Raw genomic sequence first — 19,812 nt, 5'->3', positions numbered from 1 at the left:
ACAAGGATTGCCTGTGCCGACTCCGCCTGCCGTGAACCCGCTGGCTGCCCAGATGGGCGACAGTCCGGCGCCCCTGTACGCCCGTGTGAAACAGATGATCACTCAGCAAATCAAGAGTGGTAACTGGCCGCCGCACCACCGCGTCCCTTCCGAGAGTGAGCTGGTCAGCCAATTGGGCTTCAGCCGTATGACCATCAACCGCGCCCTGCGTGAAATGACCGCCGACGGCCTGCTGGTGCGTATGCAAGGTGTGGGCACCTTTGTGGCCGAACCCAAGTCCCAATCCGCACTGTTTGAAGTCAACAACATCGCCGATGAGATCGCCGCCCGTGGCCATCAGCACAGTTGCAAAGTCATCAGCCTGGGCGAAGAAGCGGCAGGCTCTGAACGTGCAGCGGTGCTGGACATGCGTGAAGGGCAAAAAGTCTTCCATTCGTTGATCGTGCATTACGAGAACGGCATTGCCGTGCAAATAGAGGACCGTTTCGTCAACGCGCAAGTGGCGCCGGACTACCTCAAGCAGGATTTCACTCAGCAAACGCCTTACGCCTACTTGTCTCAAGTCGCACCGTTGACGGAAGGCGAGCACGTGGTCGAGGCGATTCTGGCTGACCCCAAAGAGTGCAAGTTGCTGCAAATTGAGCCGGGCGAGCCTTGCCTGCTGATTCGCCGTCGTACCTGGTCGGGGCGCCAGCCGGTCACAGTGGCCCGTTTGATTCATCCCGGCTCCCGCCATCGCCTTGAAGGACGTTTCAGTAAATGAATGAATTGACTGTCTTACGCGCCGCTGATTACCCGCGCATGCCGTGGAAAAACGGCGGCGGGAGCACCGAAGAAATCACCCGTGACGCAGGCGAAGGTCTTGAGGGTTTTGGCTGGCGCCTGTCGATTGCCGACATTGGCGAGTCGGGCGGGTTTTCGCGCTTTGAAGGCTATCAGCGAATCATTAGCGTGCTGCAAGGCGCAGGCATGAACCTGCAAGTGGACGGGCTACACACGCGTGCCTTGTTACCGTTCGATGCCTTCGCCTTTAGGGGTGAAAGTGCGGTGAGCTGCACGTTAATAGATGGCCCGATCCGCGACTTCAATTTGATCTATGCCCCCAACCGTTACAGCGCGCGCCTGCAATGGCTGGATAGTGTTACACCTCAGCGTTTTTTCAGCGCGGCGCACACGGTGCTGGTGTTCAGCGCCAGCGAGCACGTGTACGTAGGTATCGGTAACACTCAGCACCAACACTTGGGCCGTTACGATTGCCTGCGACTGAGCAATGACGGTGCGTTGCTGGAAATCACCGTGACGGGCCGCTGCTGCGTGATCGAATTAAGCCCCACCTGAAATCCCCCGCGTAGGCGTTGCCGAAGGCTGCGAGCTTTTGATCGTCTAAAAAATCGCAGCCTTCGATAGCGCCTACGCAATTTGTTACCGAACGCCCCAAAACAGCGCAAAAACCCGTTTCCGTAACATCCCATCGCTTGCCCCTCCGTTGTCTGTGCAATCCCCCTCCGTTGCTCAGCCCTCTATTTTCGGGGCCTCCAATAGTTTCATGCTGCGAATCCTCACGTTGGCCGCTTACTTGCATATGCTTGTATGTACAAGTACATAAGTGTGCGTCTGCCCATTGCTGAGGAGTTACCCGTGACTTCAACTACACCCCAATCGCCTCCCGAGTTCACCCGCCACCGTGACGGTGAAATCCGCGCTGCCCGTGGCACCCAACTCACGGCTAAAAGCTGGATGACCGAAGCCCCGTTGCGGATGTTGATGAACAACCTCGACCCGCAAGTGGCCGAGAACCCGACCGAGTTGGTGGTGTACGGCGGCATTGGGCGTGCGGCGCGCAACTGGGAGTGCTACGACAAAATCGTCGAAAGCCTGACTCACCTCAATGACGACGAAACCCTGCTGGTGCAATCCGGCAAACCGGTCGGCGTGTTCAAAACCCACAGCAACGCACCGCGTGTGCTGATTGCCAACTCCAACCTGGTGCCGCATTGGGCTACGTGGGAGCACTTCAACGAACTCGACGCCAAGGGTCTGGCCATGTACGGGCAGATGACGGCCGGTAGCTGGATTTACATCGGCAGTCAGGGGATTGTGCAAGGAACGTACGAGACCTTCGTTGAAGCCGGTCGTCAGCATTACAACGGCAGCCTCCAAGGCAAGTGGGTACTCACCGCCGGCTTGGGCGGCATGGGCGGCGCGCAGCCGTTGGCCGCTACGTTGGCAGGCGCGTGCTCGCTGAACATCGAGTGCCAGCAAAGCCGCATCGATTTCCGTCTGGCCACGCGCTATGTCGATGAGCAAGCGACCGATCTGGATGACGCGCTGGCACGTATCGCGAAATACACCGCAGCAGGCAAAGCTATTTCTATTGCCCTGTGTGGGAACGCTGCTGAACTGCTGCCAGAAATGGTGCGCCGTGGTGTACGCCCGGACATGGTCACCGATCAGACCAGCGCTCACGATCCGCTCAATGGCTACCTGCCCAAAGGCTGGACTTGGGAGCAATACCGCGACCGTGCCGTGACCGATCCGGCAGCGGTGGTCAAAGCGGCTAAAGCCTCGATGGGTGAACATGTCGAAGCGATGCTGGCGTTTCAGAAGCAAGGCATTCCGACTTTCGACTACGGCAACAACATTCGTCAGATGGCCAAAGAAGTCGGTGTCGAAAACGCCTTCGATTTCCCTGGATTCGTACCTGCTTATATCCGCCCTTTGTTCTGCCGCGGCGTAGGTCCATTCCGCTGGGTCGCGCTTTCGGGGGACCCGGAGGACATCTACAAAACCGACGCCAAGGTCAAAGAACTGATCGCCGATGATGCGCACCTGCATAACTGGCTGGACATGGCCCGCGAGCGCATCAGCTTCCAGGGCTTACCCGCGCGTATTTGCTGGGTCGGCCTGGGCCAACGCGCCAAGTTGGGCCTGGCCTTCAACGAAATGGTGCGCAGCGGCGAACTGAAAGCGCCGATCGTGATTGGCCGCGACCACCTCGACTCCGGCTCGGTGGCCAGCCCCAACCGCGAAACCGAAGCCATGCAGGACGGTTCGGATGCAGTCTCTGATTGGCCCTTGCTCAACGCCTTGCTCAACACCGCGAGCGGTGCGACCTGGGTCTCCTTGCACCACGGTGGCGGAGTGGGCATGGGCTTCTCGCAGCATTCGGGGATGGTCATCGTCTGTGATGGCACCGACGAAGCGGCCGAACGTATCGCCCGTGTGTTGCACAACGACCCGGCTACCGGTGTGATGCGCCATGCCGATGCGGGCTACGACATCGCCATCGAGTGCGCCAACGAACAGGGCCTGAACCTGCCGATGATCAACGGTTAAACCACGACACTCGGTAGGCGTGAGCACGGCTCGCGCCTACCTAAAACAAGATCGTTTCAAACGGCTTCTACTATTTATCAACACACGTGAAGGAGTATTAACGTGCTTGAGCTAAACCTGATCCCCGGCCAACTGAGCCTTGCCCAGCTGCGTGACATTTATCAGCAGCCTGTGGCCCTCACGCTGGACGAAAGCGCCTCGGCGCAGATTGACGCCAGCGTGGCGTGTGTTGAACAAATTTTGGCTGAAAATCGCACCACCTACGGTATCAACACCGGTTTCGGTCTGCTGGCGTCGACCAAAATCGCCAGCGCGGACCTCGAAAACCTACAGCGTTCGCTGGTGTTGTCTCACGCGGCAGGCATTGGCGAACCGATCAGCGATGATCTGGTGCGCCTGATCATGGTGCTCAAGGTCAACAGCTTGAGCCGTGGTTTCTCCGGTATTCGTCGCGTGGTGATCAATGCATTGATCGCGCTGATCAATGCCCAGGTTTATCCGCACATTCCGCTTAAAGGTTCAGTGGGCGCATCAGGTGATTTGGCGCCCTTGGCGCACATGTCGCTGGTGCTGCTGGGCGAAGGCAAGGCGCGCTACAAAGGTGAATGGCTGGACGCACGCACTGCGTTGAAACAGGCCGGTCTTGAGCCGCTGACCTTGGCCGCGAAAGAAGGTCTGGCGCTGCTCAACGGCACGCAAGTGTCGACCGCATTTGCTCTGCGCGGGTTATTTGAAGGTGAAGACCTGTTTGCCGCCGCGATGGCGTGCGGAGGCTTGACCGTTGAAGCGGTGCTGGGTTCGCGCTCCCCGTTTGACCCGCGCATTCATGCGGCGCGTGGTCAGCGGGGGCAAATCGACGCCGCCGCGATTTACCGCGACTTGCTGGGTGAAAGCAGCGAAGTGTCGTTGTCCCACAAGCACTGCGACAAAGTTCAAGACCCGTATTCCCTGCGTTGCCAGCCACAAGTCATGGGCGCGTGCCTGACTCAGTTCCGTCAGGCCGCCGAGGTGTTGGGCATTGAAGCCAACGCCGTGTCGGATAACCCGTTGGTGTTCGCCGAGCAGGGCGATGTGATTTCAGGCGGTAACTTCCACGCCGAGCCGGTGGCAATGGCCGCCGATAACATGGCCTTGGCCATTGCTGAGATCGGCTCGCTGAGCGAGCGCCGTATTTCGCTGATGATGGACAAACACATGTCGCAATTGCCGCCCTTTTTGGTGGGCAATGGCGGGGTCAACTCCGGCTTTATGATTGCCCAAGTGACTGCCGCAGCGCTGGCCAGCGAGAACAAGGCGTTGTCGCATCCGCACAGTGTGGATAGCATTCCTACGTCGGCGAACCAAGAAGACCACGTGTCTATGGCACCTGCTGCGGGCAAGCGTCTGTGGGAAATGGCTGAAAACGTGCGCGGCGTACTGGCGGTCGAGTGGCTGGCGGCGTGTCAGGGCCTGGATTTGCGCGATGGCCTGAAAACCTCACCCAAGCTCGAAATTGCCCGCACCACGTTGCGCGACAAAGTCGCGTTCTATGAGAAGGACCGTTTCTTCGCCCCGGACATTGAGGCGGCCATGCAGCTGCTGGCGTCGCGCTGCCTGAACGCGCTGGTGCCTGCGCAAATTCTGCCCAGCCTGTAATCACATCGTCGCAGAGGGCTTTGGCCCTCTGTGCGGCTGTGTTCGCCGACAAAAATAATTAAGGACGCGCGAAATGCACAAGCAAGCTCAAGGTTTGAAGCGCGGGCTATCGGCTCGCCACATCCGTTTCATGGCGCTGGGTTCAGCGATTGGGACGGGACTGTTCTACGGTTCTGCCGCGGCCATCCAAATGGCCGGGCCTGCGGTATTGCTGGCGTACCTGATCGGTGGCGCGGCAGTGTTCATGGTGATGCGCGCACTGGGCGAAATGGCCGTGCGTGATCCGGTTTCCGGGTCGTTTGGGCATTACGCCAGCACTTATCTAGGGCCGATGTCGGGTTTCATCCTCGGGTGGACCTACGCCTTCGAGATGATCATCGTGTGTTTGGCCGATATCACCGCGTTCGGTATTTACATGGGGTTCTGGTTCCCTGACGTCGCGCGCTGGATTTGGGTACTGGGCATTGTGCTGCTGATTGGCGGCCTGAACCTGTGCAGCGTCAAAGTCTTTGGTGAAATGGAGTTCTGGTTGTCGCTGCTCAAGGTCGCGGCCATCGTGGCGATGATTTTGGCCGGTTTCGGCATCATGCTGTTTGGGATTGGCAGCGCGGACAGTGCGCACGCATCCGCCACCGGGATCAGCAACCTGTGGTCCTTTGGCGGGTTCATGCCCAACGGCGTCGGAGGTTTGATCGCTTCGTTTGCCGTGGTGATGTTTGCTTTTGGCGGCATCGAGATCATTGGTATTACAGCCGGTGAAGCCAAAGACCCACAACGCGTGATCCCGAAAGCCATCAACGCAGTGCCATTGCGTATTTTGCTGTTCTACGTGTTGACCCTGTTTGTACTGATGGCCATTTACCCGTGGACGCAGATCGGCACGCAAGGCAGCCCGTTTGTGCAGATTTTCGACAGCCTGGGCATCAGCTCGGCGGCGACGATCCTCAACATCGTGGTGATTTCAGCCGCAGTGTCTGCCATCAACAGCGATATCTTCGGCGCGGGTCGCATGATGTTTGGCCTGGCTCAACAAGGGCAGGCGCCTAAAGGCTTCGCGCAGATCTCACGCCACGGTGTGCCCTGGATGACGGTGTTGGTCATGGGCGTGACGCTGCTGGCAGGCGTGGTGCTCAATTACCTGATCCCGCAAGACATCTTCCTGATCATCGCCTCGATTGCGACTTTTGCGACCGTCTGGGTATGGTTGATGATTCTGGTCACGCAAATGGCCATGCGCCGTTCGATGAGCGCTGAAGAAGTGGCGCAGCTCAAGTTTCCGGTGCCGTTCTGGCCGTATGCTCCGATTGCAGCCACAGTCTTCATGGTGTTTATCTTTGGCGTGCTGGGTTATTTCCCTGACACCCGTGCGGCCTTGATTGTCGGCGTAGTCTGGATTGCATGCTTGGTCGTGGCTTACCGGTTGTGGGTAAAGCCGGTGGCCAAACTGGCGGTCAAACCGCAGGTTGAATTGTCCTGATCCCAACGTTTAACGGCGGAGTAAGTGAATGAAAACGCTTTGGCAACACTGCAATGTCGCAACCATGACCGAGGGTAGGTATTCGATCATCGAAGACGCGGCCATCGTGACCTATGAAGGCTTCATTGAGTGGATTGGCCCGCGGCTGCACTTGCCTCAAGGCGAGTACAGCCAGACTCACGGTCTGGAAGGGGCGTGGGTGACGCCGGGGTTGATCGACTGCCATACGCACACGGTGTTTGGCGGCAACCGCAGTGGCGAATTCGAGCAGCGCCTGCAAGGTGTGAGCTATGCCGACATTGCAGCGGCCGGGGGCGGAATTGCCAGCACCGTACGTGCGACTCGCGCAGCCAGCGAAGAAGAATTGTTCACCAGTGCGCGTGAGCGTTTGACCTGTTTACTGCGTGATGGCGTCACCAGCGTTGAAATCAAATCCGGCTACGGCTTGAGCCTTGAAAGCGAGCGCAAAATCTTGCGCGTGATTCGCCGCCTGGGCGAAGAGTTGCCCGTTACGGTGCGCAGTACGTGCCTGGCCGCGCATGCTTTGCCGCCGGAATTCAAAGATCGCCCAGACGACTACATCGACCTCATCTGCAACGAGATGCTGCCCACCTTGGCGGCCGAAGGGTTGGTGGACGCAGTGGATGCGTTTTGCGAGTACCTGGCGTTTTCTGCGGCGCAGGTGGAGCGTGTGTTCAAGGTGGCGCAAACGCTAGGGCTGCCGGTCAAGCTGCATGCCGAGCAGTTGTCATCGCTGCATGGCTCCAGCCTGGCGGCGCGTTATCAGGCGCTGTCGGCGGATCATCTGGAGTTCATGACCGAGGAAGACGCTATCGCCATGGCCGCGTCTGGCACGGTCGCGGTGTTACTGCCCGGTGCGTTTTATTTTTTGCGCGAAACCCAATTGCCGCCGATGGACGCCTTGCGCAAGCACGGGGTCAAAATTGCCATCGCCAGCGACCTCAATCCGGGCACCTCGCCTGGGTTGTCGTTGCGCTTGATGCTGAACATGGCGTGTACGTTTTTTCGCATGACCCCCGAAGAAGCGCTGGCGGGCGTCACCTTGCATGCGGCGACTGCGCTGGGCATGGGCGACACCCACGGTTCGCTGGAACCGGGAAAAGTGGCGGACTTCGTGGCCTGGAACATTGATCGCCCGGCGGATCTGGCTTACTGGCTGGGCGGCGATCTGGACAAACGCGTCGTGCGCAATGGCGTAGACGTAGTGCTTTAGGAGAAACGTGTGTGGACAAGGTTCTGACATTCAAACAAGGCCGCGTGCCCTTGCTCATCAGCATGCCCCACGCGGGTTTGCGCCTGACGCCTGCGGTCAAGGACGGCTTGATCCCCGAGGCACAAAGCCTGCCGGACACCGACTGGCACATTCCGCGTCTTTACGAATTTGCCGCTGAACTGGGGGCCAGTACGTTGGCGGGGGAGTATTCGCGATTCGTGATTGACCTCAACCGCCCTGAGGACGATGCACCGATGTACGTGGGCGCGACCACGGGGCTGTTCCCGGACGTGTTGTTTGACGGTGTGCCGTTGTTTCGCGAAGGGCTTGCGCCGTCGAAGGCTGAGCGGGCGACTTACCTTGAACAGATCTGGAAGCCTTATCACCAGACCTTGCAGCAGGAGGTGGCCCGGTTAAAGGCTGAGTTTGGTTATGCATTGCTGTTTGATGCGCACTCGATTCGTTCGCACATCCCACATTTGTTTGACGGCAAGCTGCCGGACTTCAACCTTGGTACGTTCAACGGCGCCAGCTGCGACCCGCAATTGGCCTGTGATCTGGAAACGATCTGCGCGCAGCATCCGCAGTACAGCCATGTGCTGAACGGGCGTTTCAAGGGTGGCCATATCACCCGCCACTACGGCAGCCCGGCGGAGCATATCCATGCGGTGCAACTGGAGTTGGCGCAGAGCACTTATATGGAAGAGGTTGAGCCGTTCAATTACCGCCAAGACCTGGCCGGGCCGACGCAGATTGTGCTCAAACAATTGCTGGCGCGGATTATTGGGTGGGGAGAGGGGCATTACGCAAAGGCCTGAAATCAAAAGCCCCTCACCCTAACCCTCTCCCAGAGGGAGAGGGGACTGAATGTGTGCATTCTCAAGAGCACCTCAATCTAGCCCCCTCTCCCTTTGGGAGAGGGTTGGGGTGAGGGTATAAGGCACACCCCGCATTCACCGTTATAAGCACCTGCTCATTCCCGCTAATCGGGTTTATGATGCCAGACGGCAACATTTTTGAAGTCCCCGCAGGGATGACCTCAACCCCCGATGGAGTGCGTCATGCAGACCTTGTTCCCGCAGATCAAACCCTACGCCCGGCATGAGCTGGCGGTTGATGGGCCGCATGTTCTTTATGTTGACGAAAGCGGTTCGCCCGACGGCCTGCCCGTGGTGTTCGTACACGGTGGGCCGGGGTCAGGCTGCGATGCCAACAGCCGGTGCTATTTCGATCCGGGGCTGTATCGCATCATCACGTTTGATCAGCGCGGCTGCGGGCGCTCGACCCCGCACGCCAGTCTGGAAAGCAACACCACATGGGATCTGGTCGCTGACATGGAGCGGATTCGTCGGTATCTGGGCATCGACAAGTGGCTGTTGTTTGGCGGTTCGTGGGGCTCGACCCTGTCATTGGCGTACGCACAAAGTCATCCAGCGCAGGTGCTTGGCCTAATTTTGCGTGGGATATTTCTAGCTCGCCCGCAAGAAATCGAATGGTTCTATCAGGCGGGTGCCAGCCGGATCTTCCCGGATTATTGGCAGGACTACGTAGCGCCGATTCCACCCGAAGAACGCCACGACCTGATGGGTGCCTTTTACAAACGCCTGACGGGCAATGACCAGATTGCGCAAATGCACGTGGCCAAAGCGTGGTCGACCTGGGAAGGGCGTGCCGCCACCCTGCGGCCCAACCCGCAGGTGGTCGAGCGTTTCTGTGACCCGCACCGGGCATTGTCGATTGCCCGGATCGAATGCCACTACTTTATGAACAACGCTTTCCTGGAGCCTGACCAGTTGCTGCGTGACATGCACAAGATCGCTCACCTGCCAGCGGTGATCGTGCATGGTCGCTACGACATGATTTGCCCGCTGGATAACGCCTGGGCGCTTCATCAGGCATGGCCTGGCAGTGAGCTGCAAATCATTCGCGAGGCCGGGCATGTGGCTTCCGAACCCGGTATCACCGACGCCCTGGTGCGCGCCACCGAGCAAATGGCCCGGCGCCTGCTCAATCTGCAACCGGATGAAGCATGAAGGGGCTTTTACAACGGGTGAGCCGTGCGCGGGTTGAGGTGGCGGGGGAGATCGTCGGTTCAATCGATCAGGGTTTGATGGTGCTGGTGGCCGTCGAACCCGGTGACACCGAAGCCAGCGCCGCGAAGTTGCTGCATAAACTGCTCAACTACCGTGTGTTCAGCGATCCGGAAGGCAAAATGAACCTCTCGCTGGCCGACATTGACGGCGGTTTGCTGTTGGTGTCGCAGTTCACCCTGGCCGCCGACACCAAAAGTGGCCTGCGCCCAAGCTTCTCCACCGCCGCCCCGCCCGAGGTCGCCCACGCTTTGTTCAACCACCTGTTGAAAGAGGCCAATCGGCTGCATCCACAGGTCGCGTCAGGGCGATTTGGTGCCGATATGCAGGTGCATTTGGTCAACGATGGCCCCGTTACATTTTTGTTACAAACCTAAAACCCCGAAAATCGGTGTTTTCGTCAGAAAACAGGGGGTTTTAAGCATAAATACTTGCTGACAGTAGATGCGTTGTCACGCGGGCTACTAGATAATCCCGCGCTACGCAGAGACTAATCCGACGCGCCTGGGGAATCATTCATTCCTTTGACGGTCGGAACAGTGCTCGCCAACCCGGCATTTAAGCGCTGGCGGTTGGTTTCATCATCTGTATTCGGCGAGGTTTGCTCGTGATTGTTAGTCCATTTAATGCACCAAAAAAGTCTGCCAAGCGGTTACGCAACGCACTGGTGACGGGCTCTGCGCTCTTTTGCTTGTTCGGTGCGGGTCAACTGTGGGCATTCAGTCTGGATGACGTGGCGGCAGAGGCTAAAACCCTCGCCGAGCATAAGTACCAAGCACCGCGCAGCAATTTGCCTAACGAATTTCGCGACATGAAGTTTGCGGACTATCAAAAAATTCGTTTCCGCAACGAGAAAGTGCAGTGGGCTGACGACAAAACCCCCTTCAAACTGTCGTTCTATCACCAGGGCATGCACTTCGACACGCCCGTGAAGATCAACGAAGTCACTGCCACCAAGGTGGAAGAGATCAAGTACGACGCCAGTCGTTTCGATTTCGGCGACGTTAAATTTGACCCTAAAGCCACCGAAAACCTCGGTTGGGCGGGTTTCCGCGTGCTGTATCCGCTGAACAAAGCAGATAAGCAGGACGAAGTCATGACCATGCTGGGCGCGAGTTATTTCCGCGTTGTCGGTAAGGATCAAGCTTACGGTCTGTCGGCGCGTGGTTTGGCCATCGATACAGCCCTGCCTTCTGGCGAAGAATTCCCGCGTTTCACCGAGTTTTGGATCGAGCGCCCGAAAGCCGGTGACAAGCACCTGGTTATTTTCGCGCTGCTGGACTCGCCGCGTGCCACGGGCGCTTACCGCTTTACGCTGCGCCCAGGTGTCGACACCGTGGTCGACGTCAAAGCGCAAATGTTCCTGCGCGACAAAGTCGGCAAGTTGGGCATCGCTCCGCTGACCAGCATGTACCTGTTCGGCGCCAATCAGCCTTCCAAAGTGCTCAACTACCGTCGCGAACTGCACGATTCGTCGGGTCTGGCGATCCATGCGGGTAACGGTGAGTGGATTTGGCGTCCGCTGAACAATCCGAAGCATTTGTCGGTGAGCAACTTCTCGGTTGAAAACCCGCTGGGCTTTGGCCTGTTGCAACGCGGCCGTGACTTCAGCCACTACGAAGACCTCGATGACAACTACCACAAGCGCCCAAGCGCGTGGATCGAGCCACAAGGTGACTGGGGCAAAGGCACGGTTGATCTGGTAGAGATTCCGACCGCCGATGAAACCAACGACAACATCGTTGCCTTCTGGAGCCCGGACACTCAGCCTGAGCCGCTCAAGCCTTTCGACTTCGCGTATCGCCTGCACTGGACGATGGACGAAGCCGCTTTGCACCCTAAAGACAGCGCCTGGGCTCAGCAAACACTGCGTTCGACCGGCGACGTCAAGCAATCCAACCTGATCCGTCAACCGGACGGCAGCGTGGCTTACCTGATCGACTTCGAGGGCCCGTCCCTTGAGAAGTTGCCAGCAGACGCTGCCATTCGCAGCCAGGTCAGCGTGGGTGATAACGCCGAGCTGGTAGAAAACAACCTGCGCCACAACCCGGAAACGAAGGGCTGGCGCTTGACCCTGCGCTTGAAGGTCAAAGATCCAAGCAAGTCGACCGAGCTGCGTGCAGCACTGGTCAAAGATGAAGACCCGGCGCCTGTTGCTCTGTTGACCAAGGCTGAAAAAGCAGCGGCCAAGGCGCAGGAAAAGAAAGAGCAGCACAAAGCCAAGGACGCCAAAGCGCCTGCGGCCGAGGCGGCTCCAGCCACCCCAGCGCCAGTCAAGACTGAAAAAGTCCTGACCGAGACCTGGAGCTACCAGTTGCCAGCCGATGAGTAATGCTCACGCACAGCCAGTCTCGCTCAGCGAGTATCTGGCGCATCTGCCGCTGAGCGACGAGCAGCGCGCCGAACTGGCGAGCTGCACCTCGTTTGAGCAGCTGCACGAGCGCCTTTCGGCCCGCGCCGACGTGAACACCGCCGAGGCCGCTCAGGCGTCGGTGGGCACACGGCTGACACTCGGCTCGGCCGAGGCGTTGGAGGACGCAGAAATGCTGGCCGTCGACGCCAGTGGCCGGGTCATGCTCAAGGCCACGCCGCCGATTCGCCGCACCAAGGTGGTGCCTGAACCGTGGCGTACCAACATTCTGGTACGCGGCTGGCGGCGCCTGACCGGGCGCAGCAACCCGCCGGCTCCGCCTAAAGATGAACGCGTTCTGCCCAAGGCGCGCTGGCGCACTGTGGGTTCGATTCGTCGTTACATTCTGTTGGTTTTGATGCTGGGCCAAACCATCGTCGCGGGCTGGTACATGAAGGGCATCATGCCGTACCAGGGCTGGTCGTTCGTTGATCTTGATGAAGTGGTTCATCAGCCGTTGCTGCAAACGGCGCAACAAGTGCTGCCTTATGCGCTGCAAACCAGCATCCTGATTCTGTTCGGGATTCTGTTTTGCTGGGTGTCGGCGGGTTTCTGGACGGCCTTGATGGGCTTTCTGGAATTGTTGACCGGTCACGACAAATACCGCATTTCAGGCGCCAGCGCGGGTAATGAGCCGATCCCCCAAGACGCCCGTACCGCGTTGGTGATGCCGATCTGTAATGAAGACGTAACCCGCGTATTTGCAGGCTTGCGTGCGACTTATGAATCGGTGGCAGCGACCGGTGACCTCGACCGTTTTGACTTTTTCGTCCTCAGCGACAGTAACGACCCGGACATCTGCGTGGCTGAACAGCAGGCGTGGCTGGACGTGTGCCGCGAGACCGAAGGCTTCGGGCGGATTTTCTATCGCCGTCGTCGCCGTCGTGTGAAACGCAAAAGCGGCAACCTCGACGACTTCTGCCGTCGCTGGGGCGGTGATTACAAGTACATGGTGGTGCTCGACGCAGACAGCGTGATGAGCGGCGAATGCTTGACCAGCCTGGTGCGCTTGATGGAAGCCACGCCAGACGCGGGCATCATCCAGACCGCGCCACGCGCTTCGGGCATGGACACGCTGTATGCGCGTATGCAGCAGTTTGCTACGCGGGTTTACGGCCCGTTGTTTACCGCCGGTCTGCACTTCTGGCAATTGGGTGAATCCCACTACTGGGGTCACAACGCCATCATCCGCATGAAGCCTTTTATCGAGCACTGCGCCCTCGCGCCATTGCCGGGTAAAGGGGCGTTTGCGGGCGCGATTCTGTCCCATGACTTCGTTGAAGCGGCATTGATGCGCCGTGCCGGTTGGGGGGTGTGGATTGCCTACGACTTGCCGGGCAGCTATGAAGAACTGCCGCCTAACTTGCTGGACGAACTCAAGCGTGACCGTCGCTGGTGCCACGGCAACTTGATGAACTTCCGCCTGTTTTTGGTCAAAGGCATGCACCCGGTTCACCGGGCCGTGTTCCTCACAGGCGTGATGTCGTACCTGTCGGCGCCGTTGTGGTTCTTCTTCTTGCTGCTGTCGACGGCGTTGCTGGCAGTCAACACGCTGATGGAGCCGCAGTACTTCATGGAGCCGCGTCAGCTGTATCCGCTGTGGCCTCAATGGCACCCGGAAAAAGCCGTAGCGTTGTTCTCGACCACCATCGTGTTGCTGTTTCTGCCTAAACTGCTGAGCATCATTTTGATCTGGGCCAAAGGCGCGAAACAGTTCGGTGGCAAGTTCAAGGTCACGTTGTCGATGCTGCTGGAGATGCTGTTCTCCATGCTGCTGGCGCCGGTGCGCATGATCTTCCACACCCGCTTTGTACTGGCTGCTTTCCTGGGCTGGGCGGCGACCTGGAACTCGCCACAACGTGACGATGATTCCACGCCGTGGAGCGAAGCCGTGCGCCGTCATGGCCCGCAAACCCTGTTGGGTGCGGCCTGGGCTGCGTTGGTGCTGTGGTTGAACCCAAGCTTTCTGTGGTGGTTGGTGCCGATTGTCGGTTCGCTCATGCTGTCGATCCCGGTGTCAGTGATTTCCAGCCGTGTGAAGTTGGGCCTCAAGTCCCGTGACGCCAGCTTGTTCCTGATTCCTGAGGAATACGCGCCGCCCCGTGAGTTGTCGGCTACGGCTGAATACACCCACGAGAATCGTTACCACGCGCTGCACGACGGCTTCATCCGTTCGGTGGTTGATCCACAGCAGAACGCTTTGGCGTGTGCTTTGGCGACTTCGCGTCACCGTGAGGCCGAGCCGATTGAATGGCTGCGTACCGAGCGCGTGCGACATGCCTTGAAAGTGGGCCCTGCGGGGCTAAACAACAACGAGCGCATGGCGCTGCTGAGTGATCCGGTGGCATTGGCACGTTTGCACGCGCTGGTGTGGAGCGAAGGTCATCAAGACTGGCTCAACGCCTGGCGTGAGTCGGTCACAGCCGACGCCCACGCGCCGCTGTTACCGTTACAGCCAGCCGCTTGACCCCAAGCCCGTCCCCTCACCTGAGCGGACGGGCTTTTTTGTGGTCGCTGCCCAAGGCGACGTCCGGGCTTGCTTCGCAACCTGCGCCAGCGGCTACGGATGATCTGTCACGCTTTTGTGATGCAAAGTCTTTGTCCTCCCTCTGCTCTGAGTTAGCATCCATCTGCGAATAGGTGAGTGCCCGGCGGTATTGGCTTTGAGTCTCGAGCCGACCGTAGGCCAACACCTTTATTGAGTAGGTTCCGGGGAGTTGATGATGAAGAAGTTTCTGTCGAAACTGATGTTCGGTGTCACTGCACTACTGGCGGTTAGCGCAGCCCATGCAGGCGCAATTGATGACGCGGTCAAGCGTGGCACGTTGAAGGTGGGCATGGATCCGACGTACATGCCATTCGAAATGACCAACAAACGCGGCCAGATCATTGGCTTCGAAGTCGACCTGCTCAAAGCCATGGCCAAGGCGATGGGGGTCAAGCTGGAGCTGGTGTCCACGGGCTACGACGGCATCATCCCGGCCTTGATGACCAACAAATTCGACATGATCGGCAGCGGCATGACCCTGACTCAGGAACGTAACCTGCGCCTGAACTTCAGCGAACCCTTCATCGTTGTGGGCCAGACCCTGCTGATCCGCAAGGAACTGGCTGACAAGGTTAAAACCTACAAAGACCTCAACGACCCGCAATACCGCCTGACCTCCAAGCTGGGCACCACCGGTGAAATGATCGCCAAAAAACTGATGTCCAAAGCTCAGTACCACGGCTACGACAACGAACCCGAAGCGGTGCTGGACGTTGTGAACGGCAAGGCAGATGCCTTTGTTTACGATGCGCCTTACAACGTAGTGGCGGTCAACAAGTTCGGTGACGGCAAACTGGTGTACCTCGATCAGCCGTTTACCTACGAGCCGTTGGCCTTTGGCCTGAAGAAAGGCGACTACGACAGCCTTAACTTCATCAACAACTTCCTGCACCAGATCCATGAAGACGGCACCTACGATCGCATCCATGACAAGTGGTTCAAAGACACCACTTGGCTCAAGGACATGGAATAAGCGCGATGCTTTGTAGCAGTTGCCGAAGACTGTGCACGGTTGTGCAGCAACCGTAAAAAAGCGTAATGCGATTCAGATGAAACACCGGGGCGCTCCAAATACGAGCGCTTCGCCCTCGCACGTAGCCTTCGGCAACTGCTACGGGCCCGGCTTTACTCCTGATGGAACCTGAACGTGATCAAACAAAAAAAAGCCCAGTGGCCCTGGCACGTGTTAACCGTGCTGGTGCTCATCGGTCTGGCGGGCGCGTTGTATTACGCCACCTCGCTGATGTCCTACGAATGGCGCTGGAACAGAGTCCCGCAATACTTCGTCTATCAGGCCGAAGAAGCCCAGCGGGCCACTGAAACTTCCACCGTGATTGAGTTGGTGCGCAAAGGCGATCAAGCCGACGTCGTACTGCGTGCCGAAGATGGCACTGAACAACGCCTGAGCGTGGCCGACAACAGCGTGCAATTGGCCGAAGGCGATGACGTGGCCGAGGGCGATGTGGTCGGCGTGAACCGTCACTGGGCCGCCGGACCGCTGCTGCTGGGGTTGTGGACCACCGTGTGGTTGTCGCTGGTGTCAGGGGTGTTGGGCCTGATTATCGGCCTGGCCACCGGGTTGTGCCGCCTGTCGAATAACCCGACCCTGCGTGACCTGTCGACGCTCTATGTCGAACTGGTGCGCGGTACACCGCTGCTGGTGCAGATCTTTATTTTTTACTTCTTTATTGGCACCGTGCTGAATCTGTCTCGCGAGTTCGCCGGTATTGCCGCGTTGTCGCTGTTTACCGGGGCATACGTGGCCGAGATTGTGCGTTCGGGTGTGCAGTCCATCGCCCGCGGGCAAAACGAAGCGGCGCGCTCCTTGGGCCTTAACGCCAGCCAGTCGATGCGTTACGTGGTGCTGCCGCAAGCGTTCAAGCGCGTACTGCCGCCGTTGGCCGGGCAATTTATCAGCCTGGTCAAAGACACCTCGCTGGTGTCGGTGATTGCTATCACCGAGCTGCTCAAAAGCGGCCGCGAAGTCATTACCACCTCGTTTTCGCCGTTCGAGATTCTGTTCTGCGTGGCGGGCCTGTACCTGTTGATCAACCTGCCGCTGTCGCATTTGGCCAGCCGGCTTGAGCGGAGGCTCGCGCAAAGTGATTGAAGTCCGCGAACTGGTAAAAGTTTTTGACACGCGTGGGCACCTCGTCCGCGCCGTGGATAACGTCAGCACCACCGTCGCCAAGGGTGAAGTGCTGGTGGTGATCGGCCCTTCGGGCTCGGGGAAATCGACCTTTCTGCGCTGCCTCAATGGGCTGGAAGACTTCGACTCAGGCTCGGTCAGCATCGACGGTGTCGACCTGGCCAACCCTAAAACCGACGTCAACGCCTATCGCCGCGAAGTCGGTATGGTGTTCCAGCATTTCAACCTGTTCCCGCACATGACCGTGCTCGAAAACCTGTGCCTGGCGCAGAAAGTCGTGCGCAAACGTGGCAAGGCCGAGCGCGAGGCCAAGGCCCGTGCGCTGCTGGAAAAGGTCGGCATCGGCCAGAAAGCCAATGAATACCCCTCGCGCCTGTCGGGTGGCCAGCAGCAGCGCGTGGCGATTGCCCGGGCGCTGGCGATGGAACCCAAGGTGATGTTGTTCGATGAGCCGACCTCGGCGCTTGATCCGGAGATGGTCGGCGAAGTGCTCGACGTGATGAAAACACTGGCGCGCGAAGGCATGACCATGGTGTGCGTAACCCACGAAATGGGTTTTGCCCGTGAAGTGGCGAACCGCGTGTTGTTCTTTGATCACGGCAAATTGCTGGAGGACAGCGCCCCGCAAGACTTCTTCAACTCGCCCAAAGACCTGCGTGCACAGGCGTTTTTGCGCCAGGTACTGTAAACCCTTGCTCACAAGAAAATGGCCGAGGTTGGCGTAGCAATTGCCGTAGGCGACGTTCGATTGCGAAGCGATCGTAAACCCGATGACTGCGGTGCCTCTGAGACACCGCGCTGGATGGTTTTACGACCGCTTCGCGCCCGGCCGCAGCCTCGTATTACTCGTCAACGGTGCGCGAGTTACACCTTAAACCGTCCCACCAACCCTTGCAGATGCGTGCCCAGGCGCGCCAGTTCCATGCTCGACGCGGCAGTCTCTTCACTGGCGGCCGAGGTCTGCTCAGACACATCGCGCACGTTCAATACGCTGCGGTTGATCTCTTCTGCCACCGCGCTTTGCTGCTCTGCCGCTGCGGCAATCTGCTGGTTCATCCCTTGAATGGCCGACACGGTGCGGGTGATGTTGCCCAGTGACTCGCCTGCGCGGCGTGTCAGTTCAACACTGCTGTCGGTCAGGCTGCGGCTGCTGTCCATGCTGCTGGACACTTGCAGCGTGCCACTTTGCAGGCCGGCAATCAGTTCTTCAATCTCTTCGGTCGATTGCTGAGTGCGTTGTGCCAGGCTGCGCACTTCATCGGCCACGACCGCAAAGCCGCGTCCTGCTTCTCCGGCCCGGGCCGCCTCAATCGCCGCGTTAAGGGCCAGCAAGTTGGTTTGCTGGGCCACGGACTTGATCACGTCCAGCACGCTGCCAATTTTGTCGCTTTCGCGCTTCAAATGGTCCATCGCTTCGGTGGAATGACCGACTTCAATCGCCAGCTTCTCGATCTGTGCAATCGCTTGGGCGACCACGTTGTCACCTTCGCGGGCTTGCTGGTCGGCGGCCACGGCGGCTTCGCACGCTTCTTCGGCATTACGCGCCACTTCCTGCACGGTAGCGGCCATTTCGTGCATGGCGGTGGCTACCTGATCGGTCTCAACCTTTTGGCTGTTGACCCCCGCGCTGGTCTGTTCGGTAACGGCGGAGAGTTCTTCGGCGGCACTGGCGATTTGCGTCACGCCATCGGTGATCCCGCTGATCAACTCACGCAGGCCCACGGTCATGCGCTGTACGGCGCGTTGCAGTTGCCCCAACTCATCGCGCCGGGCGGTGTCGGAGTCGTGCGTCAGATCGCCTGCGGCCACGCGCTCAACGGTTTTAAGGGTTTGACGCAGCGGGATGACGATCTGGCGCGTGATGCTCCAGGCGCCAATCACGCCCAGTAGCAAGGCGAGCAGGGTGCAGCCGATCAGCAGCGTTTTGGCCCGCTGGCTGTCCAGGTCACGCTTGGCGGTTTGCATACCTGACAGTTGCTTGCTCAAGTCGATCAGGTTGTTGCCCAGTGCCTGCATGCGCTCAAGCGCGTGGGTATTGGCGACTTGGGCGTCACGAAACGTGGTCACGGCGGCACGGTAGTTTTGCAGCGATTGTGCAGCCTGTTGCAGGTTGGCGATGTGCTCGTCGGGGAGTTTGGTCGGCAAACTGTTGAGTGCTTGGAGGGCGTTGTCGATGGCGTCCAGCGCCGGTTGTTCGGCCTCAGGTTTACCGCTGTAGGTGTAGCCGCGGACCTGAAAGCGCGCTTGTTGCAGCAATTTGCTCAGTTCAATCACGCTGTTGAACTGGGTCACGCTATCGCCTTGCGACAAGGCTTTTTCAATGGCCGTGACGTTGGCAACAGCCGCGTCAGCCGTGGCGCCGAGTTGTGTGCGGCTGGTTTCGCGGGCTTGAGTGGCGAGCGTTATATCAGCCACGGCGCGCCGGTAATCGGCCACAACGGCCAGCTGTTGTTGCACCCACTCAATGTCTTCAGGCGTGGTCAGTTGCCGACGCGAGGTTTCCAGCGCCTCGTCCAGTTCGCTCAGGCGCCCGTTCAATTCGCCCGGGCCGTGGTCGCCCCGCTCCCTTTCATAATCAAGACGCGCGATGCGCAGGTCTTTGGTCAGGGCAATGATTTTTGAAATATTCGCCAGCTTGTCGCCGCGGTCAATCACGGACGCCAGGCCGTTCCAGCCGGTGGCGGTGATCAGCAAGGTCAGGATCAAGACCAGGCCAAAGCCCAGGCTGAGTTTACGAATAACGCTGATATTGCCTAGCGTGTGGGCCAACCAACGGTACATGGCGGTGCTCCTTTTTTGACCGAACCGACTCCATGACAAACAGTCCCGTGCTTCGCGGTCTTTTTATTAGTGATCAGGCCATCGGCGCGAGCCAACATAACTAAAACCCGGTCGCTCAGAGTGTGATGGACATCGCAGGCTTAGTGCCATCA

The 19,812-nt window shown here is 58.9% G+C and carries 15 protein-coding genes and 1 pseudogene; 14 read left to right on the top strand and 2 right to left on the bottom strand.

The window, feature by feature from the left end:
• Positions 1-52: 52 nt before the first annotated feature.
• The 14 genes from hutC (at position 53) to GYN01_RS15155 (ending at position 17,567) form a co-directional block, all read left to right on the top strand.
• Complete coding sequence (gene hutC, locus GYN01_RS15220; RefSeq protein WP_173426985.1) at positions 53-763, top strand: histidine utilization repressor; 711 nt, start codon at positions 53-55, stop codon at positions 761-763.
• Entirely contained in the window at positions 760-1,338 is a 579-nt protein-coding gene (locus GYN01_RS15215; protein WP_048400657.1) for a HutD/Ves family protein, read from the top strand. Before hutC ends, GYN01_RS15215 begins: the two co-directional genes overlap by 4 nt.
• 252 nt (positions 1,339-1,590) lie before the next feature.
• The gene (gene hutU / locus GYN01_RS15210) at positions 1,591-3,336 is read left to right on the top strand and encodes a urocanate hydratase (RefSeq protein WP_420850436.1); all 1,746 of its coding nucleotides are present in this window, start codon (positions 1,591-1,593) and stop codon (positions 3,334-3,336) included.
• 102 nt (positions 3,337-3,438) lie between these two features.
• On the top strand, positions 3,439-4,971 hold the full coding sequence (gene hutH, locus GYN01_RS15205; RefSeq protein ID WP_048364584.1) for a histidine ammonia-lyase: 1,533 nt from the start codon (positions 3,439-3,441) through the stop codon (positions 4,969-4,971).
• Positions 4,972-5,044: 73 nt separating this feature from the next.
• Positions 5,045-6,448: an amino acid permease gene (locus GYN01_RS15200; protein ID WP_203307393.1), complete on the top strand. Its 1,404-nt coding sequence runs from the start codon at positions 5,045-5,047 to the stop codon at positions 6,446-6,448.
• 28 nt (positions 6,449-6,476) lie between these two features.
• Positions 6,477-7,682, top strand: coding sequence for an imidazolonepropionase (gene hutI / locus GYN01_RS15195; protein WP_203307392.1), 1,206 nt, complete (start codon positions 6,477-6,479; stop codon positions 7,680-7,682).
• A gap of 11 nt (positions 7,683-7,693) precedes the next feature.
• On the top strand, positions 7,694-8,500 hold the full coding sequence (gene hutG / locus GYN01_RS15190; RefSeq protein WP_203307391.1) for an N-formylglutamate deformylase: 807 nt from the start codon (positions 7,694-7,696) through the stop codon (positions 8,498-8,500).
• A 243-nt stretch (positions 8,501-8,743) separates the two neighbouring features.
• Complete coding sequence (gene pip / locus GYN01_RS15185) at positions 8,744-9,715, top strand: prolyl aminopeptidase (RefSeq protein ID WP_048364580.1); 972 nt, start codon at positions 8,744-8,746, stop codon at positions 9,713-9,715.
• Entirely contained in the window at positions 9,712-10,149 is a 438-nt protein-coding gene (dtd, locus tag GYN01_RS15180) for a D-aminoacyl-tRNA deacylase (RefSeq protein WP_048364579.1), read from the top strand. The genes pip and dtd overlap by 4 nt, the downstream gene beginning before the upstream one ends.
• 287 nt (positions 10,150-10,436) lie before the next feature.
• Entirely contained in the window at positions 10,437-12,104 is a 1,668-nt protein-coding gene (locus GYN01_RS15175; protein WP_203307444.1) for a glucan biosynthesis protein G, read from the top strand.
• On the top strand, positions 12,097-14,649 hold the full coding sequence (gene mdoH, locus GYN01_RS15170; protein WP_048364577.1) for a glucans biosynthesis glucosyltransferase MdoH: 2,553 nt from the start codon (positions 12,097-12,099) through the stop codon (positions 14,647-14,649). Before GYN01_RS15175 ends, mdoH begins: the two co-directional genes overlap by 8 nt.
• Positions 14,650-14,905: 256 nt before the next feature.
• Positions 14,906-15,703: a transporter substrate-binding domain-containing protein gene (locus GYN01_RS15165; protein ID WP_048364576.1), complete on the top strand. Its 798-nt coding sequence runs from the start codon at positions 14,906-14,908 to the stop codon at positions 15,701-15,703.
• A gap of 174 nt (positions 15,704-15,877) precedes the next feature.
• Complete coding sequence (locus GYN01_RS15160; RefSeq protein ID WP_203307390.1) at positions 15,878-16,840, top strand: ABC transporter permease subunit; 963 nt, start codon at positions 15,878-15,880, stop codon at positions 16,838-16,840.
• A complete protein-coding gene (locus GYN01_RS15155; RefSeq protein ID WP_048364574.1) occupies positions 16,833-17,567 on the top strand; it encodes an amino acid ABC transporter ATP-binding protein in 735 nt (244 codons plus the stop codon). Before GYN01_RS15160 ends, GYN01_RS15155 begins: the two co-directional genes overlap by 8 nt.
• 176 nt (positions 17,568-17,743) lie before the next feature.
• Here the strand turns inward: GYN01_RS15155 and GYN01_RS22730 are convergent, their stop codons facing one another.
• Both GYN01_RS22730 and GYN01_RS22725 read right to left on the bottom strand, forming a co-directional pair.
• The gene (locus GYN01_RS22730; protein ID WP_420850441.1) at positions 17,744-18,457 is read right to left on the bottom strand and encodes a methyl-accepting chemotaxis protein; all 714 of its coding nucleotides are present in this window, start codon (positions 18,455-18,457) and stop codon (positions 17,744-17,746) included.
• Positions 18,458-18,601: 144 nt separating this feature from the next.
• A pseudogene (locus GYN01_RS22725) lies at positions 18,602-19,660 on the bottom strand (methyl-accepting chemotaxis protein); the annotation flags it as partial.
• Positions 19,661-19,812: the final 152 nt, after the last annotated feature.

The organism is Pseudomonas weihenstephanensis, assembly GCF_016812185.1.
Lineage (GTDB): Bacteria > Pseudomonadota > Gammaproteobacteria > Pseudomonadales > Pseudomonadaceae > Aquipseudomonas > Aquipseudomonas weihenstephanensis.
This window is presented reverse-complemented; position numbering and strand designations above follow the sequence as displayed.

Coding starts and splice junctions, on each gene's coding strand:
- pip (WP_048364580.1), top strand. CDS start 8,744: ATGCAGACCTTGTTCCCGCAGATCAAACCCTACGCCCGGCATGAGCTG.
- GYN01_RS15165 (WP_048364576.1), top strand. CDS start 14,906: ATGAAGAAGTTTCTGTCGAAACTGATGTTCGGTGTCACTGCACTACTG.
- GYN01_RS15200 (WP_203307393.1), top strand. CDS start 5,045: ATGCACAAGCAAGCTCAAGGTTTGAAGCGCGGGCTATCGGCTCGCCAC.
- hutI (WP_203307392.1), top strand. CDS start 6,477: ATGAAAACGCTTTGGCAACACTGCAATGTCGCAACCATGACCGAGGGT.
- GYN01_RS22730 (WP_420850441.1), bottom strand. CDS start 18,457: ATGCACGAAATGGCCGCTACCGTGCAGGAAGTGGCGCGTAATGCCGAA.
- hutU (WP_420850436.1), top strand. CDS start 1,591: ATGTACAAGTACATAAGTGTGCGTCTGCCCATTGCTGAGGAGTTACCC.
- dtd (WP_048364579.1), top strand. CDS start 9,712: ATGAAGGGGCTTTTACAACGGGTGAGCCGTGCGCGGGTTGAGGTGGCG.
- hutC (WP_173426985.1), top strand. CDS start 53: ATGGGCGACAGTCCGGCGCCCCTGTACGCCCGTGTGAAACAGATGATC.
- mdoH (WP_048364577.1), top strand. CDS start 12,097: ATGAGTAATGCTCACGCACAGCCAGTCTCGCTCAGCGAGTATCTGGCG.
- GYN01_RS15215 (WP_048400657.1), top strand. CDS start 760: ATGAATGAATTGACTGTCTTACGCGCCGCTGATTACCCGCGCATGCCG.